Source organism: Actinomadura sp. NPDC048394 (assembly GCF_040651755.1).
Lineage (GTDB): Bacteria > Actinomycetota > Actinomycetes > Streptosporangiales > Streptosporangiaceae > Spirillospora > Spirillospora montaniterrae.
Genome location: NZ_JBEZJL010000058.1, coordinates 18344 through 33920, shown reverse-complemented (window position 1 = coordinate 33920; position 15577 = coordinate 18344). Strand labels below are relative to the sequence as shown.

Annotated in this window: 16 protein-coding genes; 11 read left to right on the top strand and 5 right to left on the bottom strand. The window is 74.6% G+C overall.

Going from position 1 to position 15577, the window contains the following annotated elements:
• Positions 1–51: 51 nt before the first annotated feature.
• On the bottom strand, positions 52–498 hold the full coding sequence (locus tag AB0C78_RS34615; protein WP_360756330.1) for a MaoC/PaaZ C-terminal domain-containing protein: 447 nt from the start codon (positions 496–498) through the stop codon (positions 52–54).
• A gap of 120 nt (positions 499–618) precedes the next feature.
• On the opposite strand from AB0C78_RS34615, the gene AB0C78_RS34610 reads away from it, so the two are divergent.
• Positions 619–1356, top strand: coding sequence for an HD domain-containing protein (locus AB0C78_RS34610; protein WP_360756328.1), 738 nt, complete (start codon positions 619–621; stop codon positions 1354–1356).
• Positions 1357–1361: 5 nt separating this feature from the next.
• On the opposite strand, the gene AB0C78_RS34605 is transcribed toward AB0C78_RS34610, so the two are convergent.
• The gene (locus tag AB0C78_RS34605; protein ID WP_360756325.1) at positions 1362–1952 is read right to left on the bottom strand and encodes a TetR family transcriptional regulator C-terminal domain-containing protein; all 591 of its coding nucleotides are present in this window, start codon (positions 1950–1952) and stop codon (positions 1362–1364) included.
• Positions 1953–2038: 86 nt separating this feature from the next.
• Between AB0C78_RS34605 and AB0C78_RS34600 the strand changes: the two genes are divergently transcribed.
• A complete protein-coding gene (locus tag AB0C78_RS34600; RefSeq protein ID WP_360756323.1) occupies positions 2039–3211 on the top strand; it encodes an FAD-dependent oxidoreductase in 1173 nt (390 codons plus the stop codon).
• 56 nt (positions 3212–3267) lie between these two features.
• Here AB0C78_RS34600 and AB0C78_RS34595 read toward each other — a convergent pair whose 3' ends face one another.
• From AB0C78_RS34595 to AB0C78_RS34585, 3 genes are all read right to left on the bottom strand, one after another.
• Positions 3268–3588 carry a nuclear transport factor 2 family protein gene (locus AB0C78_RS34595; protein WP_360756321.1) on the bottom strand — a complete coding sequence of 107 codons (321 nt, stop codon included), beginning with the start codon at positions 3586–3588 and terminating at the stop codon, positions 3268–3270.
• Positions 3589–3812: 224 nt separating this feature from the next.
• Entirely contained in the window at positions 3813–5336 is a 1524-nt protein-coding gene (locus AB0C78_RS34590) for an AMP-binding protein (RefSeq protein WP_360756318.1), read from the bottom strand.
• A gap of 13 nt (positions 5337–5349) precedes the next feature.
• Positions 5350–5928: a VOC family protein gene (locus AB0C78_RS34585; RefSeq protein ID WP_360756316.1), complete on the bottom strand. Its 579-nt coding sequence runs from the start codon at positions 5926–5928 to the stop codon at positions 5350–5352.
• Positions 5929–6073: 145 nt separating this feature from the next.
• On the opposite strand from AB0C78_RS34585, the gene AB0C78_RS34580 reads away from it, so the two are divergent.
• The 9 genes from AB0C78_RS34580 (at position 6074) to leuD (ending at position 15572) form a co-directional block, all read left to right on the top strand.
• On the top strand, positions 6074–6697 hold the full coding sequence (locus AB0C78_RS34580) for a TetR/AcrR family transcriptional regulator (RefSeq protein ID WP_360756313.1): 624 nt from the start codon (positions 6074–6076) through the stop codon (positions 6695–6697).
• Between the two features lie 179 nt (positions 6698–6876).
• On the top strand, positions 6877–8433 hold the full coding sequence (locus AB0C78_RS34575) for an AMP-binding protein (RefSeq protein ID WP_360756311.1): 1557 nt from the start codon (positions 6877–6879) through the stop codon (positions 8431–8433).
• Positions 8430–9239 carry an aldolase/citrate lyase family protein gene (locus AB0C78_RS34570; RefSeq protein WP_360756308.1) on the top strand — a complete coding sequence of 270 codons (810 nt, stop codon included), beginning with the start codon at positions 8430–8432 and terminating at the stop codon, positions 9237–9239. The genes AB0C78_RS34575 and AB0C78_RS34570 overlap by 4 nt, the downstream gene beginning before the upstream one ends.
• Positions 9236–10351, top strand: coding sequence for an alpha/beta hydrolase (locus AB0C78_RS34565; RefSeq protein WP_360756306.1), 1116 nt, complete (start codon positions 9236–9238; stop codon positions 10349–10351). The genes AB0C78_RS34570 and AB0C78_RS34565 overlap by 4 nt, the downstream gene beginning before the upstream one ends.
• The gene (locus tag AB0C78_RS34560) at positions 10327–11355 is read left to right on the top strand and encodes an aminoglycoside phosphotransferase family protein (RefSeq protein WP_360756304.1); all 1029 of its coding nucleotides are present in this window, start codon (positions 10327–10329) and stop codon (positions 11353–11355) included. Before AB0C78_RS34565 ends, AB0C78_RS34560 begins: the two co-directional genes overlap by 25 nt.
• A complete protein-coding gene (locus AB0C78_RS34555) occupies positions 11352–12623 on the top strand; it encodes an enolase C-terminal domain-like protein (protein ID WP_360756302.1) in 1272 nt (423 codons plus the stop codon). The genes AB0C78_RS34560 and AB0C78_RS34555 overlap by 4 nt, the downstream gene beginning before the upstream one ends.
• On the top strand, positions 12620–13576 hold the full coding sequence (locus AB0C78_RS34550) for an NAD(P)-dependent oxidoreductase (RefSeq protein WP_360756299.1): 957 nt from the start codon (positions 12620–12622) through the stop codon (positions 13574–13576). Before AB0C78_RS34555 ends, AB0C78_RS34550 begins: the two co-directional genes overlap by 4 nt.
• Positions 13573–14973 (top strand): 3-isopropylmalate dehydratase large subunit, encoded by a 1401-nt coding sequence (leuC, locus tag AB0C78_RS34545; protein WP_360756297.1) that lies wholly within the window; start codon positions 13573–13575, stop codon positions 14971–14973. Before AB0C78_RS34550 ends, leuC begins: the two co-directional genes overlap by 4 nt.
• The gene (leuD, locus tag AB0C78_RS34540; protein WP_360756294.1) at positions 14973–15572 is read left to right on the top strand and encodes a 3-isopropylmalate dehydratase small subunit; all 600 of its coding nucleotides are present in this window, start codon (positions 14973–14975) and stop codon (positions 15570–15572) included. Before leuC ends, leuD begins: the two co-directional genes overlap by 1 nt.
• Positions 15573–15577 lie beyond the last annotated feature (5 nt).

Here is a 15577-nt window from a genome sequence, read left to right as displayed (position 1 = left end):
GCAGGACGGCGCCGCCGATGGCAGCGCGGTGTCTCGCTCAGTGGGAAACCGTCAGGCGCCGCCGCGCGGGAAGAACGTGATCCAGTCGGCGACCATCGCCGGGCCCCCGGCGCCTTCGGCCTCCAGTTCGTTGCGGGTCAGCACGCGCGTCCCGCCGTCCTTCTCCCGGACGTCGAGGAGCGTCGCCCGCACCCGGACGCGCCGGCCGGTCCGCACCGGCCGCAGGAACCGGACGGTGTCGACGCCGTAGTTCAGCCCGCCGGAGCCGAGGTCCAGTTCCCGCTTGTGGAACGCGACCAGCATCGACAGCAGCAGGAACCCCGAGGCCGTCCGCTCGCCGGACCCGCCGCCCCCGGACACCGGCCGGCCCATGAACTCCTCGCGCAGGAACGTCGCGTACCTGAACGCCTCCTCGTCGGCGATTCCGATGAACTCCCAGTACGAGCAGAACAGCTCCTTGCCGACGAGGCCGGGGAAGTCGGCGAGCGAGTAGGCCATCCGGGTCGTCCTTCCGTCATGCGGGCGGAACCGGATGATCACACAATGCGTCCGATCTGTGCGCGGGAACGGACCGCACACTCCGGACCCGGGGACTCCTTCCCGCGAGAGGGGAGCACGGTGCCCGGCTTTCTCGAGACCCTTCCGCTCCACACGATCACCGCGGTGTACGGCGAGGCCGGCCTCCGCGACCGGTTCTCCCGCGAGATCCTCCGCTTCCCCGAAGCGGACTGGCGGCGCCTCAGCACCGCCCTGGCCCTGGCGAGCGACCTGCACCGGCAGGACCGCCGGGTCAGCGAGCCCACGATCAACCACCTGCTCCGCGTGACGCTGCGCGTCATGTGCCACTACCGGGTGGACGACGTGGACGTCCTCGTCGCCGCGCTCCTGCACGACTCCGTCGAGGACCACCCCGCCGACCTCGCCGGGGACGGCCACGGCCGCGGAGACCCGCGCGAGGCGGCCCTGGACGTGCTGGAGGCGGAGTTCGGGCCGCGCGTCGCCGGACTCGTCCGCGCGGTGACGAACCCCGTCTACGACCGCGGCGGCGACGTCCACGCCCAGTACCGCGCGCACGTCGCCGAGAGCCTCGACCGGAACCCGTCCGCGCGCATCATCAAGGTCTCCGACTTCACCGACAACGGCGTCGGGCTGATGCACACCACCGGCCCGAAGGTCCGCAAGCTCGCCCGCAAGTACCGGCCGCTCGTCCCGCCGCTCCGGGAGCTGGTCAACCGCCCCGACACCCCGCTGGACGCCCAGGTCAAGCAGCACATCACCGGCCAGCTAGACCGCGCCGACGAGCGCTTCGCCGCGATCCTGCAGACCCACGCCCTCCAGGTCTCCGCCGCCTCCTGAGCCGGTCAACGGGGGGCGGTGAAGGATTCGAGGAGGGTGCGCACCGTCCTCCGGAGTTCGGTAGGGGTCAGGTCGGCGGTGCCGACGACCTGTTCGTGGAGGAGGCCGTCCAGGCAGGCGACGAGGGCGGGGGCGCGCTCGGCGGGGACGGGCGCACCCGCCGCGGCGAGGATGCCCTCGATGAGGGCCCGGTGCCGGTCGGCCGCCGCCTCCAGCACGTCCTTCAGTTCGGGCCGCCGGGTCGCCTCCAGGACGAGTTCGTACCGCGCGAGGACGCGCTCGCGCCCGGCGGTGGTCATGTGCGCGATGAGGGCGGCCGCCCGCTCGGCGATGTCGGCGAGGGTCGCCGGGTGGTCGAGCGGGGGCCGTTCCGCCATCTCCGCGAGGTCAGTCTTGGCGAGCCGCTCGACGGCGCCCTGCAGCAGCGCCTGCCGCGTGCGGAAGTAGTACGAGCAGGACCCGGGTGGCAGCCCGGCGGTCTCGTCGACCGCGCGGTGCGTGAGGCCGCGCATGCCGGCGCGCGCCAGCGTGCTGATCGCCGCCTCGGCGAGCAGCCGCCGGCGGTCGGCCCCCTGGCCCGCTGTGGTGTCGGTCACCTCGTCCTCCCCCCGCGACTCTACAAGTGTAGAGTGGCGCCCGCCTCTACGGATGTAGAGGACTTTCCCGCAGGAAGGGGACTCCCATGCCCGACGAGCTTCCCGGCACCACCGACGTCCTGATCGTGGGCGCCGGGCCGGTCGGCCTGGCCCTCGCCACGGCCCTCGCCCGCGCCGGCGTCGACGCCGTGCTGATCGACAAGGCGGCGGCCGGGGCGAACACCTCGCGCGCCGCGGTCGTCCACGCCCGGACGCTCGAGGTGCTGCGCGACATCGACGTCACCGGGGACCTGGTCGAACGGGGCGTGATCGTCCCCCGCTTCACCGTCCGCGAGCGCGACCGGGTGCTGCTGAAGGTCGACTTCGGCTCGCTCCCCACCGACTACCCGTTCACCCTGCTCGTCCCGCAGAACGTCACCGAGGAACTGCTCGGCGACCGGCTGCGCGCCGCCGGCGGGCGCGTCCTGCGCCCGCACGAGCTGGCCCACATCGGGCAGGACGGCCCGCACGTCATCGCGACGATGAAGGACGGCCGGACGATCCGGGCCCGCTACGCGGTCGGCGCGGACGGCATGCACAGCGTCGTCCGCGACAAGACCGGGATCGCGTTCACCGGCGACACCTACGCCCAGTCGTTCGTGCTCGCCGACGTCCATCTCGACTGGCCCGACGTCCCGAACGAGGTGATGCTCTTCTTCTCCGCCGAGGGCGTGACGGTGGTGGCGCCGCTGCCCGGGGGCCGGCACCGCATCGTCGCGACCGTCGACCACGCCCCCGAGGCGCCGGACCTCGCCCACGTGCAGGCGCTGCTGGACGAGCGCGGCCCGCGCGCACACCCCGTGGCCGTCAAGGACCTGGTGTGGAGCTCGCGGTTCCGGGTGCACCACCGGCTCGCCGACCACTACCGCGCCGGACGGCTCTTCCTCGCCGGCGACGCCGCCCACGTGCACAGCCCGGCGGGCGGCCAGGGCATGAACACCGGCATCCAGGACGCGCTCAACCTCGCGGCCAAGCTGACCGCCGTGCTCCGCGACGGCGCCTCCGGGACCGTCCTGGACGAGTACGAGGCGGAGCGCCGCCCGGTCGCCGAGGAGGTCGTCGCGTTCACCCACAAGATGACCCGCGTCGCGACCGTGAGCGGCGGCCCGCTGCGCGGCATCCGCAACACCGCGCTCCGCGCCCTCGACTTCGTCCCGGCGGTGCACCGGACGATGGCGATGAACCTGTCCGAGCTGGCGAGCGACCCCGCCCGCCGCTGACGCCATCCGCCGGCGACCCCGGTGACGCCGCCCGCCGCTGATACCGGGCCGGGCGGTCAGGCCTGGCCGGTCTCGAAGCGGCTCACCTTGCCGTCGCGGACGTCGAAGCGCCATGCGGTGCGCATCTCGCCCCAGGTGTCGTTGCGGTACCGGGCGACCAGCGACCGGCCGTCGTCGGCCTCGGACTCGACGTCCATGTGCCCGTTGGAGGAGAAGATCTCGCGGTCGGCCCACTGCCGCACGTCGCGGTCGCTGCCGTCGTCGCTCATCGTCGCGTCGGGAGTGAGCGCCGCGCGGAACGCGTCGACGTCGTTGGCGTTGATCGCGTCCACCAGGGCGCGGACGGCCGGCTCGCTCAGCTGCTCGGCAGGGATCACGGGACCGCTCCTTCGCGGGAGGACGCCCCGCGGGCGGGTGCCGGCGGAGCGTCACGGACAGTGATGATCCCGTACCCCGGGGCGCGCGCCTCTACGCCGGGCCGCGGCGCCCCGGCCGCCGGCGGGCGGGGGCCCGGCGGGCGGAGCGCGCGTGGAGCGCCGCTGACCCGCGAAGGGGGCCGGGTCAGCGGGGCGGTCCGCCCACCGCGGGCTCCGGGGGGGAGTCAGCGGCGGGCGGTCCGCAGGTCGTTCTTCACGACCTTGCCGGTGGCGTTGCGGGGGAGGGCGTCCACGAACTCGACGCTGCGCGGGCACTTGAAGTGCGCGATCCGGTCCCGGATCCAGGCGATCAGGTCGGGGCCGGACGGCGCGGCGCCCGGGGCGGGCACCACGACGGCGTGGACGGCCTCGCCCCAGCGCTCGTCCGGGACGCCGATCACCGCGACCTCCGCCACGTCCGGGTGCTCGGCGAGCGCGGCCTCGACCTCGGCGGGGAAGACGTTCTCCCCGCCGCTGATGATCATGTCCTTGGCGCGGTCGACGACGAACAGGTAGCCGTCCGCGTCGATGCGGACGACGTCGCCGGTGCGGTACCAGCCGTCCGGGGTGAACGCGGCGGCCGTGGCGTCCGGGTCGCGCCAGTAGCCGCTGGTCAGCGAGTCGCCGCGGATCAGCAGCTCGCCGGGCTCGCCGGGCGGCACGTCCGTCCCGTCCGGCCCGGTGACGCGGACCTCCCAGCCGAGCGTGACGTTCCCGGCGCTGGCCAGGTGCGGGCCGTCCGGGACGTGGTCGTCGGGGTGCAGCAGGCTGATGAACGACTGGCACTCGGTGTTGCCGTAGATCTGCCGGAACCGGCAGCCGAGCGTGTCGAGCGCGGCGCGCAGCGACGCCGGGGTGATCGGCGCCGACCCGTACTGGATCTCCCGCAGCGACGACAGGTCGGGCCGGACGGCGCGGCCCCGCACCTCGGCGACCAGCATGTCGATGAGCGTGGGCCCGGCGGTGAAGAACTCGACGCGGTCGGCCGCGATCGCGTCGACGACGGCGTCCGGCTGGAACGCGCCGTGCACGATCAGCTCCCCGGCCGTCAGCACGCACTGCATCGCCTGCGCCCACCCGGCGAGGTGGAACAGCGGCATCAGCTGCAGGTGCCGGGACCCGGGGACCTGGTCGCCGATCTCGATGGCGAAGCCGGACAGGCTGCGGATGAGCGAGCCGTTGTCCAGCGGGATCGCCTTCGGGCGCCCGGTCGTGCCGCTGGTGTGCATCAGCCCGGACACGCCCGTCGCGGACAGCCGTTCCACCGGACGCGGCGGCGGGGGAGCGTCCAGCTCCGCGTCCGGGACCCAGCCGCCGTCCGCCGTCCCGATCACCACGCGGGCGCGCAGGCCGGGCGCGGCCTGGTCGATGGTGCCGGTGAAGGCGGGGTCGGCGACGGCCGCGACCGGGGTGAGGAGCGCGCAGAGCCGCGCCAGCTCCGGCGCGGCGAGCCGCCAGTTGACGAACGCGGGGATCGCGCCGGCCCGCATCAGCGCGAGCGCGTGGACGAGGAAGTCGGCGCTGTTGCGCGCCATGACCGCGACGACGTCGCCGTCGCCGATCCCGAGCGCGGCCCAGCCGCCGGCGCGGCGCTCCACCGCGTCCAGCAGCTCCCCGTAGGTGAGGCGGGCGCCGCGGTCGTCGCGGACGGCGGTCCGGTCGCGGTGCGCCGACGCGCGCCATTCGAGGACGTGGATCCAGCTCTGCACGGCCGGTGCCCCGTCAGCCCTGGAGGGGCGTGTCGCGGTCGGCGGCGGTGCGCGGTTCGTGCGCGACGTCCTCGGGCGTGAAGTCGCGCAGCCAGCACGCGAACTCCAGCAGGATGCCGTCCGGGTCCTGGAAGTAGAAGGACCGGACGTACACGCCGGGGTGCATCTCGCGGGCGACCTGGGTCGGGCTGTCGTCGTGGTTGACGATCGGCGCGACCTTCACGCCCTTGGCCTTCAGCCGGGCCCGGTACTCCTCGAACATGTCGGGCGGGACGTCGAACGCGACGTGGTTGAGCGACCCGATCCCGCTGATCCACTCGCCGAAGCCCGGCACGGTCACCGGCGCGGCGACGCCGGGGCTGGCCTCCGGGGAGTTCGGGAACCAGAAGAAGGCGAGGGAGTTGCCGTTGCCCGCGTCGAAGAAGAAGTGCTGGCCCATGCCGTCCGGCAGGTCCAGCGTCTTGATCAGCTTCATGCCGAGGACGCCGCTGTAGAAGTCCACGGTGCGCTTCATGTCCGAGCAGACCAGCGCGACGTGGTTGAAGCCGCGGATGCGGAAGGCCGGCTCCTCGCCGGTGCTCTCTGCGCTCATGCTCACTCCTCGGGTGCGGATAATCTAATGCTAACGTCAGATTTAGATACTCTCTCGCGCCGGCCCCGCTGTAAAGGGCCCGGGGACGCGCCCGAGGGCATCCGGGGCGTCCCGGCGCGAGGAGAAACCGGTGTTAGGTTCAGGTGTGGAGAAGGATCAGACCACGCGTCCGACCGTGCGCGGGCGCAAGACGCTCGCCGCGATCGAGGCCGCCGCCCGCCGGATCATCGCCCGCAAGGGCTTCCTCGCGATGACGGTCGCCGACATAGCGCAGGAGGCCGGCCGCTCGCCCGCCTCGTTCTACAACTACTACGACTCCAAGGAAGACCTGCTCGCCCACTGGGCGGACGACTTCCGCGCCGAGGCCAAGGCCCGCGCGGTGGTCGCCTACAAGCACGGCGTGCCGCACCGCGAGCGCGTCATGGAGTCGGCGCGCGCGCACTGGATGACCTATCGCGAACGGCTCGCCGAGATGGTCGGCGTCTTCCAGCTCGCCATGATCAACGAGGAGTTCGCCGGGCACTGGCGCGAGCTGTGCGACGACGCCGTGGAGAGCATCGCCGAGAGCGTCCGGCGCGCGCAGCGGGAGGGCTACTGCCCCGGCGTCGACCCGGGCCTCACGGCCGCGGCGATCGTCGCGATGCTCAACCAGTTCTGCTACGACCGCCTCGCCGGCGCGGGCGAGGACGCCGACATCGACGACGAGGCCGCGATCCGCGCCCTCGGCGAGATCTGGTACCGCGCCATCTACTGGCGAGCCGAAGACTGACCCGTCGCCTGGAGCGGAGCGCCAGCGGAGCGGAAGGTGCGGGTCAGTCCCTTCCGGGGGTGTGGGGGTCGCCCCCCACAAGGCCATAGGGCTGACGACCTCGGGGGCGGGGGTTGCCAAACCTCGTGCGCTTCTAACATGATTCCAACGTCAGATTTAGATATGGCAGAGGAGGCCGCATGGGGACGGACGGATCTCCGGCCGGGATGGTCCGGCACTGGGCGCGGACGCGCCCCGGCGCCCCGGCGGTGTCGACGGGCGGCGGCCGCTCGCTGACGTTCGCCGAGCTGGACGCGCTGGGCTCCCGCCTCGCCCGGGCGCTGCTCGCCGCCGGCGCCGCGCCCGGCGACCGCGTCGCGTTCCTCGGCCGCGACGCCACCACCTGGGCGGTCACCCTGGTCGGGGCGTCCAAGGTCCGGGCGATGGGCGTGCCGCTGAACTGGCGGCTGTCGCGGCCGGAGACGGCCGAGGTGCTCGCCGACGCCGCGCCCGTCGCGGTCGTGTGCGAGCCGGAGTTCCTGCCGCTGCTCGGGCTCCCGGCGGCGGACGGCGCCGAGCCGCACGTCGTCGTCGAGGGCGCGGCCGTCCCGCTCGACGCGTGGCTCGCCGGTCACGACGCCGACGACCCCGGGCTGCCCGCCGAGCCCGACGACGTGGCGTTCCTCTTCTACACGTCCGGCACGACCGGCCGCCCGAAGGGCGTGCAGCTCGCCAACCGGAACGTGGCCGCGAACCTTGCCAAGCCCGCGCCGTGGACGATCGGCCCCGGCGACACCGTCTTCGTGCCCGCGCCCACCTTCCACGTGTCCGGCAGCGGCTGGCTGTTCCTGTGCCTCGGCGTCGGCGCGCACGCGCTCTACGTCCGCGACATCGTCCCGGCGGACGTGCTGCGGCTGCTGGAGTCGGAGCGGGTGACGCACGCGCTGGTCGTCCCGGCGCTGCTGCGGATGCTCGTGCGGGACCCGGTCGCGAAGGAGACCGACTTCTCGCTGCTCCGGACGCTGATCTACGGCGGCTCGCCGATCGCGCCGGCCGTCCTCGTCGAGGCCCGCGAGCTGCTCGGCTGCGACCTCGTCCAGGGCTACGGCCTCACCGAGACGTGCGGGCCGATCACGTTCCTCGGGCCCGCCGACCACGCGCCCGGCACGCCCGAGCACCGGCTGGCGTCGGCGGGGCGCGCGGTCGAGGGCGTCGAGCTGTCCGTCCGCGACCCGGCGACCGGCGAGCCGCTGCCCGCCGGGGACGTCGGCGAGATCTGGACGCGCAGCGACATGGTGATGGCCGGATACCGCAACCGGCCCGCCGAGCAGGCCGCCGCGATGACCCCGGACGGCTGGTTCCGCACCGGCGACGCGGGCCACCTCGACGCCGACGGCTACCTGTTCGTCACCGACCGGGTGAAGGACATGATCGTGTCCGGCGGCGAGAACGTGTACCCGGTCGAGGTCGAGAACGTCCTCATGGCGCATCCCGGCATCGCCGACGCGGCGGTCATCGGGGTGCCGCACGAGCGCTGGGGCGAGACCGTGAAGGCGCTGATCGTCGCGCGCGGCGCCCCGGCCGCACCGCCCGCGCCGGACGAGGTGATCGCCTTCTGCCGCGAGCGCCTCGCCCACTACAAGTGCCCGACCTCGGTCGACGTGGTGGACGACCTGCCCCGCAACCCCAGCGGCAAGATCCTCAAGCGCGATCTGCGGGCCGCCTACTGGCCCGCCGGCGGAAGGAGCGTCGGATGACCGGCCCGGCACGCGGGAACCGGGTGAGGCGGGCGCTCGACGGCGGAGAGATCGCGGTCGTCGTGGCCGGGCACTCCGCGACGTCCGACACCGCCGACTTCGTCGGGCAGCTCGGCTTCGACGGCCTGTGGCTGGAGGGCGAGCACGGCGCGGTCACCTGGGACCGCATCGGCGACCTCAGCCGGGCCTGCGAGCTGTGGGACATGGCCGCCATGTACCGGGTCCGGACGCTGGAGCCGTCGCTGGTGGCGCGCGCGCTGACCCTCGGCGTGCACGGCATCGTCGTCCCGCAGGTGAGCACCGCCGACGAGGCGCGCCGCCTCGTCGCCGCCGCCAAGTTCGCGCCGCAGGGGGCGCGCGGGGTGTCGCGGGGACGCCGCTCCTACGGCCGTCCCGGGTTCCTGGACAAGGAGAACGACGAGACCGTCCTCGTCGTCCAGCTCGAAGACCCGGACGCGCTCCGCAACGCGGAGGAGATCGCGGCCGTGCCCGGCATCGACGTCGTGTTCGTCGCGCCGAACGACCTCGCGCAGGCGATGGGGCACCAGGGCCGTCCCGACCACCCCGAGGTCGCGGACGCCATCGACGAGACGCTCACCCGGATCGCGGCCGCTGGAACCGCGCCCGGCACGCTGTGCCCCGCCGACCAGATCGACCGGTTCACCGGCCTCGGCGCCCGGTTCCTCTACACCTCCTACGACGCCTGGATCACCGCCGGGGCGCGCGACTTCCGCCGCGCCCTCGACGCCGCCACCGCACGGCGCGACCCTCGACAGGGCACCGCACGACAGGACGGAGCAGCATGACGATCGAACGCACCTTCGTGGGCCTCCCCTCCCCGACGATCGGGCGGGCCGGCGCGGGCGGCCACCCCTGCCAGGGCCTCTACCACCGGCGCGCGGGCACGAGGCCGAAGGTCGCCTTCATCGCGACGCACTACCAGATCGACTTCTCCGAGCACTACCTCGCCGAGTACCTGGCCGAGCGCGGCTTCGGGTTCCTCGGCTGGAACACCCGGTTCCGCGGCGACGAGAGCCACTTCCTGCTCGACCACGCGCTCGTCGACATCGGCGTGGGCGTGCGGTGGCTGCGCGAGGTCGCGGGCGCCGAGACCGTCGTGCTGCTCGGCAACTCCGGCGGCGGCTCGCTGATGGCCGCCTACCAGTCGCAGGCCGTCGAGCCGAACGTCACGACGCTGCCGGGCCTGCGCCTCGCCGCCGGGGTCGACGACCTGCCCGCCGGCGACGCCTACATCTCCGTCGCCGCGCACCTCGGCCGTCCCGACGTGCTCACGTCCTGGATGGACGCGTCGGTCACCGACGAGTCCGACCCCGTCGCGACCGACCCGTCCCTCGACCTGTTCAACCCCGAGAACGGCCCGCCGTACAGCGCCGAGTTCCTCGCCCGGTACCGCGCCGCGCAGGAGGCCCGGAACCGGCGCATCACCGCCTGGGTGAAGGACGAGCTGGCCCGGCTGTCCGCCGCCGGGTACCACGACCGGCCGTTCAGCGTGTTCCGGACGTGGGCCGACCCGCGCATGGTCGACCCGTCCATCGAGCCGACGAACCGGCGCCCGAACAGCTGCTATCCCGGCAAGCCGGAGCGGGCGAACCGGTCGGTGTTCGGCATCGCCGCCGCCTGCACGCTGCGCACCTGGCTGAACCTGTGGAGCCTGGACGACTCGCAGACCCGCGCGCACCCGCACCTCGCCCGCATCACCGTCCCGTCGCTGGTCGTCAACGCCGACGCCGACACCGGCGTGTTCCCGAGCGACGCCGCCGCGATGTACGACGCGCTCGCGGCGGAGGACAAGGAGCGCCACGACCTGTCCGGCGACCACTACTTCCTCACACCCGACGGCGCGCGCGACGACCTCGCCGACCTGATCGCGTCGTGGCTCGGCAAGCGCTTCCGGTGACCGCCGACGTCCCCGCGGAGATCGCCGCCGGGCTGCGGCGGCTCGGCCTCGCGGGCCCGGGCCCGGTGCGCGGCGAGCCGCTGACCGGCGGCGTCTCGTCGGACGTGTGGCGGGTCGACCTGCCGGACGGGCCCGTCTGCGCGAAGCGCGCGCTGCCGCGGCTCAAGGTCGAGGGCGACTGGCGGGCGCCGACCGACCGCTCCGGATGGGAGGCGCGCTGGCTGGCGCTGGCCGCCGACCTGCTGCCCGGCGCCGCGTGCCGCCCGCTCGGCTACGACGCGGACGGGCACGTCCTCGTGCTCGAATGGCTCGACCCGTTCGTCCACAGGGTGTGGAAGGAGCGGCTCGCGGCGGGCGACGTCGACGTTCCGGTGGCGGCCGAGGTCGGGCGGCGGCTCGCCGCCCTGCACGCCGGCGCCGCGCGCGGGCCGTTGTCCGAGTGGGAGCCCGCGCGGGAGCTGTTCGCGTCGCTGCGGATCGACCCGTACCTGACCGCGACGGCGCGGGCGCATCCCCGGCTCGCGCCGCGGTTCGCGGCGCTGGCCGAGGGGCTCGCGACCGCCGCGATCACCGTGATCCACGGCGACGTCAGCCCGAAGAACATCCTGCTCGGCCCGGACGGCCCCGTGCTGCTGGACGCCGAGTGCGCGAGCCCCGGCGATCCGGCCTTCGACCTGGCGTTCTGCGCCAACCACCTGCTGCTGAAGGCCGTCTGGCGGCCCGCCGGACGCGACCGCTACATCGAGGCGGCGCGCGCGCTCGCCGCCGCGTACCTCGACGGCGTCGACTGGGAACCGGCGGGCGGGCCGGAGGCGCGGGCGGCGCGGCTGCTGCCCGCGCTCGCGCTGGCCCGCGTCGACGGCCTGTCCCCGGTCGAGTACCTGGACGAGGACGCCCGCCGCACCGTCCGGCACGCCGCCGCCGACCTGGTCGAGCGGCCGCCGGACGGGTTCGCCGCCCTCACCGCCCGCTGGCTCGACCTGACTTCCGGAGAACACGCATGAGCACCGAGATCATCTCCGTCACCGGCCACCGCCGCTGGGACTCGCGCGCCCGGCCGACCGTCGAGGTCGTCGTGCGCACCGCCTCCGGGACCGGACGCGCGCTCGCTCCCGCCGGGGCGTCCACCGGGTCCGGCGAGGCGGTCGACCTGCGCGACGGCGGCGACGCGTTCGGCGGGCACGACGTGACCCGCGCGGTCGCGGCCGTCAACACCGATATCGCCGAGGCCCTGACCGGGATGGACGTCACCGGCCAGGCCGCCGTCGACCAGCGCCTCGAAGAGCTCGACGGCACGCCCGGCTTCTCCCGGATCGGCGGGAACGCGGCGGTCGCCACGTCGATGGCCGTCGCGCACGCCGCCGCCGCGTCGCGGGGCGTGCCGCTGTGGCGGCACCTCGACCCGGCGGCGACGCGGCTGCCGCTGCCGGAGATCCAGGTGTTCGGCGGCGGCGCGCACGCCCACGGCCGCCTCGACATCCAGGACCTGCTGGTCGTCCCGCTCGCCGCCGGCTCGTTCGCGCAGGCGCTCGACTGGGCCGCCGAGATCCACCGCAGCGCGGGCCGCTGGCTGGACGAGCGCGGGCGGCTCGCCGGGACCGCCGACGAGGGCGGCTGGTGGCCCGCGTTCGACTCCAACGCCGAGGCCCTCGAAGCGCTCGTCGCCGCGATCGAGGGCGCGGGCCTCACGCCCGGCGACCAGGTCGGCATCGCGATCGACGTCGCCGCGACCCAGTTCGGCTCCGGCGGGACGTACCGGCTGGCCCGCGAGGGACGGGAGTACGACCGCGACGGCTGGGGCGAGGTCCTGCTCGGCTGGCTCGACCGGTTCCCGATCGTGTCGGTCGAGGACCCGTTCGCCGAGGACGACCCCGACGGCATGGCGCTGATCACCAAGGCGGCCGGGGACCGGATCCAGATCGTCGGCGACGACTTCCTCGTCACCGACGCCGAGCGCGTCCGCGCCGCCGCCGCGCGGCGCACCGCGAACACCGTGCTGGTCAAGCCGAACCAGGCGGGCACGCTCACTCGCGCGCGCGCCGCGCTCGACGCCGCCGCCGAGAGCGGGCTCGGCGCGATCGTGTCGGCGCGGTCCGGCGAGACCGAGGACGTCACGATCGTCCACCTCGCGGTCGGCTGGGGCAGCGGCGGGTTCAAGGTCGGGTCGTCCACGCGCGGCGAGCGGACCGCCAAGTGGAACGAGATGCTGCGCGTCGAGGAGGAGCTGGGCGCCGCCGCCCGCTACGCCGGACGCGCCGGGCTCGCACCATGACGCCGCGCGTCCTGTGCCATCTCGCGCCGACGCCTGCGATGCTCGCGCGCCTGGAACCGCTGCTCGACGGCCTCGACGTGCGGTGGTGCGCGGAGGACGACGAGGACCGGTTCGCCGCGCTGCTGCCCGACACCGATGTCCTGTGGCACGTGCTGCGCCCGATCACGGCGGACGACCTGCGCCGCGCCCCCGATCTGAAGCTGATCCAGAAGCTCGGCTCCGGCGTCAACACCATCGACCTGGACGCGGCCCGCGCGCGCGGTGTGACCGTCGCGAACATGGTCGGCGCGAACGCGCCCGCCGTCGCGGAGGCCGCGCTGACGCTGATGCTCGCCGCGCTGCGGCGGGTCGTCCCGCTGGACGCCGCCACCCGCGCCGGGCACGGCTGGCCCCTCGACACCGCCCTCGCCGACCGCGTCGGCGAGATCGGCGGACGCGTCGTCGGGCTCGTCGGGCACGGCGCGGTCGCCCGGCGGCTGGAGGCGCCGCTCACCGCGCTCGGCGCGACCGTGCTGTGGCACAGCCCGTCCGGCACGGCCGCCGACCCGTCGTGGCGGCCGCTGGACGAGCTGCTCGCCGCGTCCGACATCGTCTCGCTGCATCTGCCGCTGACCCCGGACACCGAACGGCTGATCGACGCCGTCCGGCTCGCCGCGATGAAGCGCGGGGCGATCCTCGTCAACACCTCGCGCGGCGGCGTCGTCGACGAGGCGGCGCTGGTCGAGGCGCTCCGCACCGGCCATCTGGGCGCGGCCGGGCTCGACGTGTTCGCGACCGAACCCGTCGACCCGGCGAACCCGCTGCTCGCGCTGGACAACGTGGTCGTCCAGCCGCACGTCGCGTGGCTCACCGGCGAGACGCTGGAACGGTGCGTGGCCATCGCCGCCGGCAACGCGCGCCGCCTCGCGTCCGGGCGGCCGCTGGAGAACGTCGTCCAAGGAGCGGCGTCGTGACGACCCTCGCGGAAAAGGTCTGGGACCGCCACGTCATCGAACGCGGCGACGCCGACCTCCTCTACATCGACATGCACCTGCTGCACGAGCTGACCTCGCCGCAGGCGTTCGAGGGGCTCCGGCTGGCCGGACGGCCCGTCCGGCGGCCCGGCCTCGCGGTGGCGACCGCCGACCACAACGTCCCCACCGGGCCGGACCCGCTGTCCCTGCTGGACGGCCTCGCCGCCCGCCAGCTCCGCGTCCAGCAGGAGAACTGCGCGCGGCACGGCATCGAGCTGCACCCGCTCGGCTCGCCCGGCCAGGGCGTCGTGCACGTCATCGGCCCCGAGCTGGGCCTGACCCAGCCCGGCATGACGATCGTCTGCGGCGACAGCCACACCGCCACCCTCGGCGCGTTCGGCGCGGTCGCGTTCGGCATCGGGACGAGCCAGGTCGAGCACGTCCTCGCCACCCAGACGCTGTGGATGCCGCGTCCCCGCACCATGGCCGTCACCCTGCGCGGGACGCCGCGTCCCTGCACGTCCGCCAAGGACCTCGCGCTCGCGATCATCGCCCGCATCGGCACCGCGGGCGGCACCGGGACCCTCATCGAGTACCGCGGCGACGCGATCGCCGCGCTGCCGATGGAGGGCCGCATGACCGTGTGCAACATGGCCATCGAGTCCGGCGCCCGCAGCGGGATGATCGCGCCCGACGACACCACGTTCGCCTACCTGGAGGGCCGCGAACGGTCCCCGCGCGGCCGGCTCTGGGAACGCGCGCTGGACGACTGGCGCACCCTCCGCACCGACGACGGCGCCGACTTCGACCACGAGGCCGTCATCGACGCGGCCGCCATCGGCCCGCAGGCCAGCTGGGGCACCAACCCCGGCCAGACGACCGGGATCGACGGCACCGTCCCCGACCCGGCCTCGTTCGCCGACCCCGCCGAGCGCGCCGCCGCCGAACGCGCCCTCGCCTACATGGACCTCGCCCCCGGCACCGCCCTCCGCGACATCGCGATCTCCACCGTCTTCATCGGCTCCTGCACCAACGGGCGCCTCACCGACCTGCGCGCCGCCGCCGACGTGCTGCGCGGACACCGCGTCGCGCCGTCCGTCCGGGCGCTCGCCGTCCCCGGCTCCACCCGCGTGAAGCGGCAGGCCGAGGAGGAGGGCCTGGACGAGGTGTTCCGCGCCGCCGGGTTCGAGTGGCGCTCGTCCGGCTGCTCGATGTGCGTCGGCATGAACGGCGACGTCGTCGAGCCCGGCGCGCACAGCGCGTCCACGTCCAACCGCAACTTCGAGAGCCGCCAGGGGCCCGGCGCCCGCACCCACCTCGTCTCGCCCGCGTCCGCCGCCGCGTCGGCCGTCCTCGGGCACCTCGCGAGCGCCGCCGACCTCGGGGAGGCGCGCTGATGGAACCCGTCACTCGCGTCGCCGGACGGGCCGTCCCGCTCGACCGGTCCGACGTCGACACCGACCAGATCATCCCGGCCCGCTGGATGAAGCGCGTCGAGCGCACCGGCTACGCCGACGGGCTGTTCGAGAAGTGGCGCCGCGACCCCGCGTTCGTGCTCAACGATCCCGCGTACGCCGGGGCGCCGATCCTGGTCAGCGGCCCGAACTTCGGGTGCGGCTCGTCCCGCGAGCACGCCCCTTGGGCGCTGCGCGACTTCGGCTTCCGCGCGATCATCGCGCCGAGCTTCGCCGACATCTTCCGCGGCAACCTGCCGAACAGCGGCCTCGTCCCGGTGCGGGCCGCGCCGGACACGGTGTCCGCCCTGCTCGCCGCCGTCACCGCCGACCCCGCGACCGAGATCGTCGTGGACGTCGCCGGACGGACCGTCCGCTGCGCGGGCGTCTGCGACGCGCCCTTCGAGCTGGACGAGTCCGCGCACCACCGGCTCGTCCGCGGCCTCGACGAGATCGACCTGACCCTCGCCCGCGACGCGGCCATCGCCGCCCACGAGCGCACCCGCCCGCCCTGGCTCCCCACCGGCCGCCCCGGACATTGAGGGCG

What these genes read in the sequence shown, in the direction of transcription:
- leuD (WP_360756294.1), top strand. Translation starts at nt 14,973, where the DNA reads ATGGAACCCGTCACTCGCGTCGCCGGACGGGCCGTCCCGCTCGACCGG.
- AB0C78_RS34575 (WP_360756311.1), top strand. Translation starts at nt 6,877, where the DNA reads ATGGGGACGGACGGATCTCCGGCCGGGATGGTCCGGCACTGGGCGCGG.
- AB0C78_RS34615 (WP_360756330.1), bottom strand. Translation starts at nt 498, where the DNA reads ATGGCCTACTCGCTCGCCGACTTCCCCGGCCTCGTCGGCAAGGAGCTG.
- AB0C78_RS34600 (WP_360756323.1), top strand. Translation starts at nt 2,039, where the DNA reads ATGCCCGACGAGCTTCCCGGCACCACCGACGTCCTGATCGTGGGCGCC.
- AB0C78_RS34570 (WP_360756308.1), top strand. Translation starts at nt 8,430, where the DNA reads ATGACCGGCCCGGCACGCGGGAACCGGGTGAGGCGGGCGCTCGACGGC.
- AB0C78_RS34585 (WP_360756316.1), bottom strand. Translation starts at nt 5,928, where the DNA reads ATGAGCGCAGAGAGCACCGGCGAGGAGCCGGCCTTCCGCATCCGCGGC.
- AB0C78_RS34550 (WP_360756299.1), top strand. Translation starts at nt 12,620, where the DNA reads ATGACGCCGCGCGTCCTGTGCCATCTCGCGCCGACGCCTGCGATGCTC.
- AB0C78_RS34565 (WP_360756306.1), top strand. Translation starts at nt 9,236, where the DNA reads ATGACGATCGAACGCACCTTCGTGGGCCTCCCCTCCCCGACGATCGGG.
- AB0C78_RS34555 (WP_360756302.1), top strand. Translation starts at nt 11,352, where the DNA reads ATGAGCACCGAGATCATCTCCGTCACCGGCCACCGCCGCTGGGACTCG.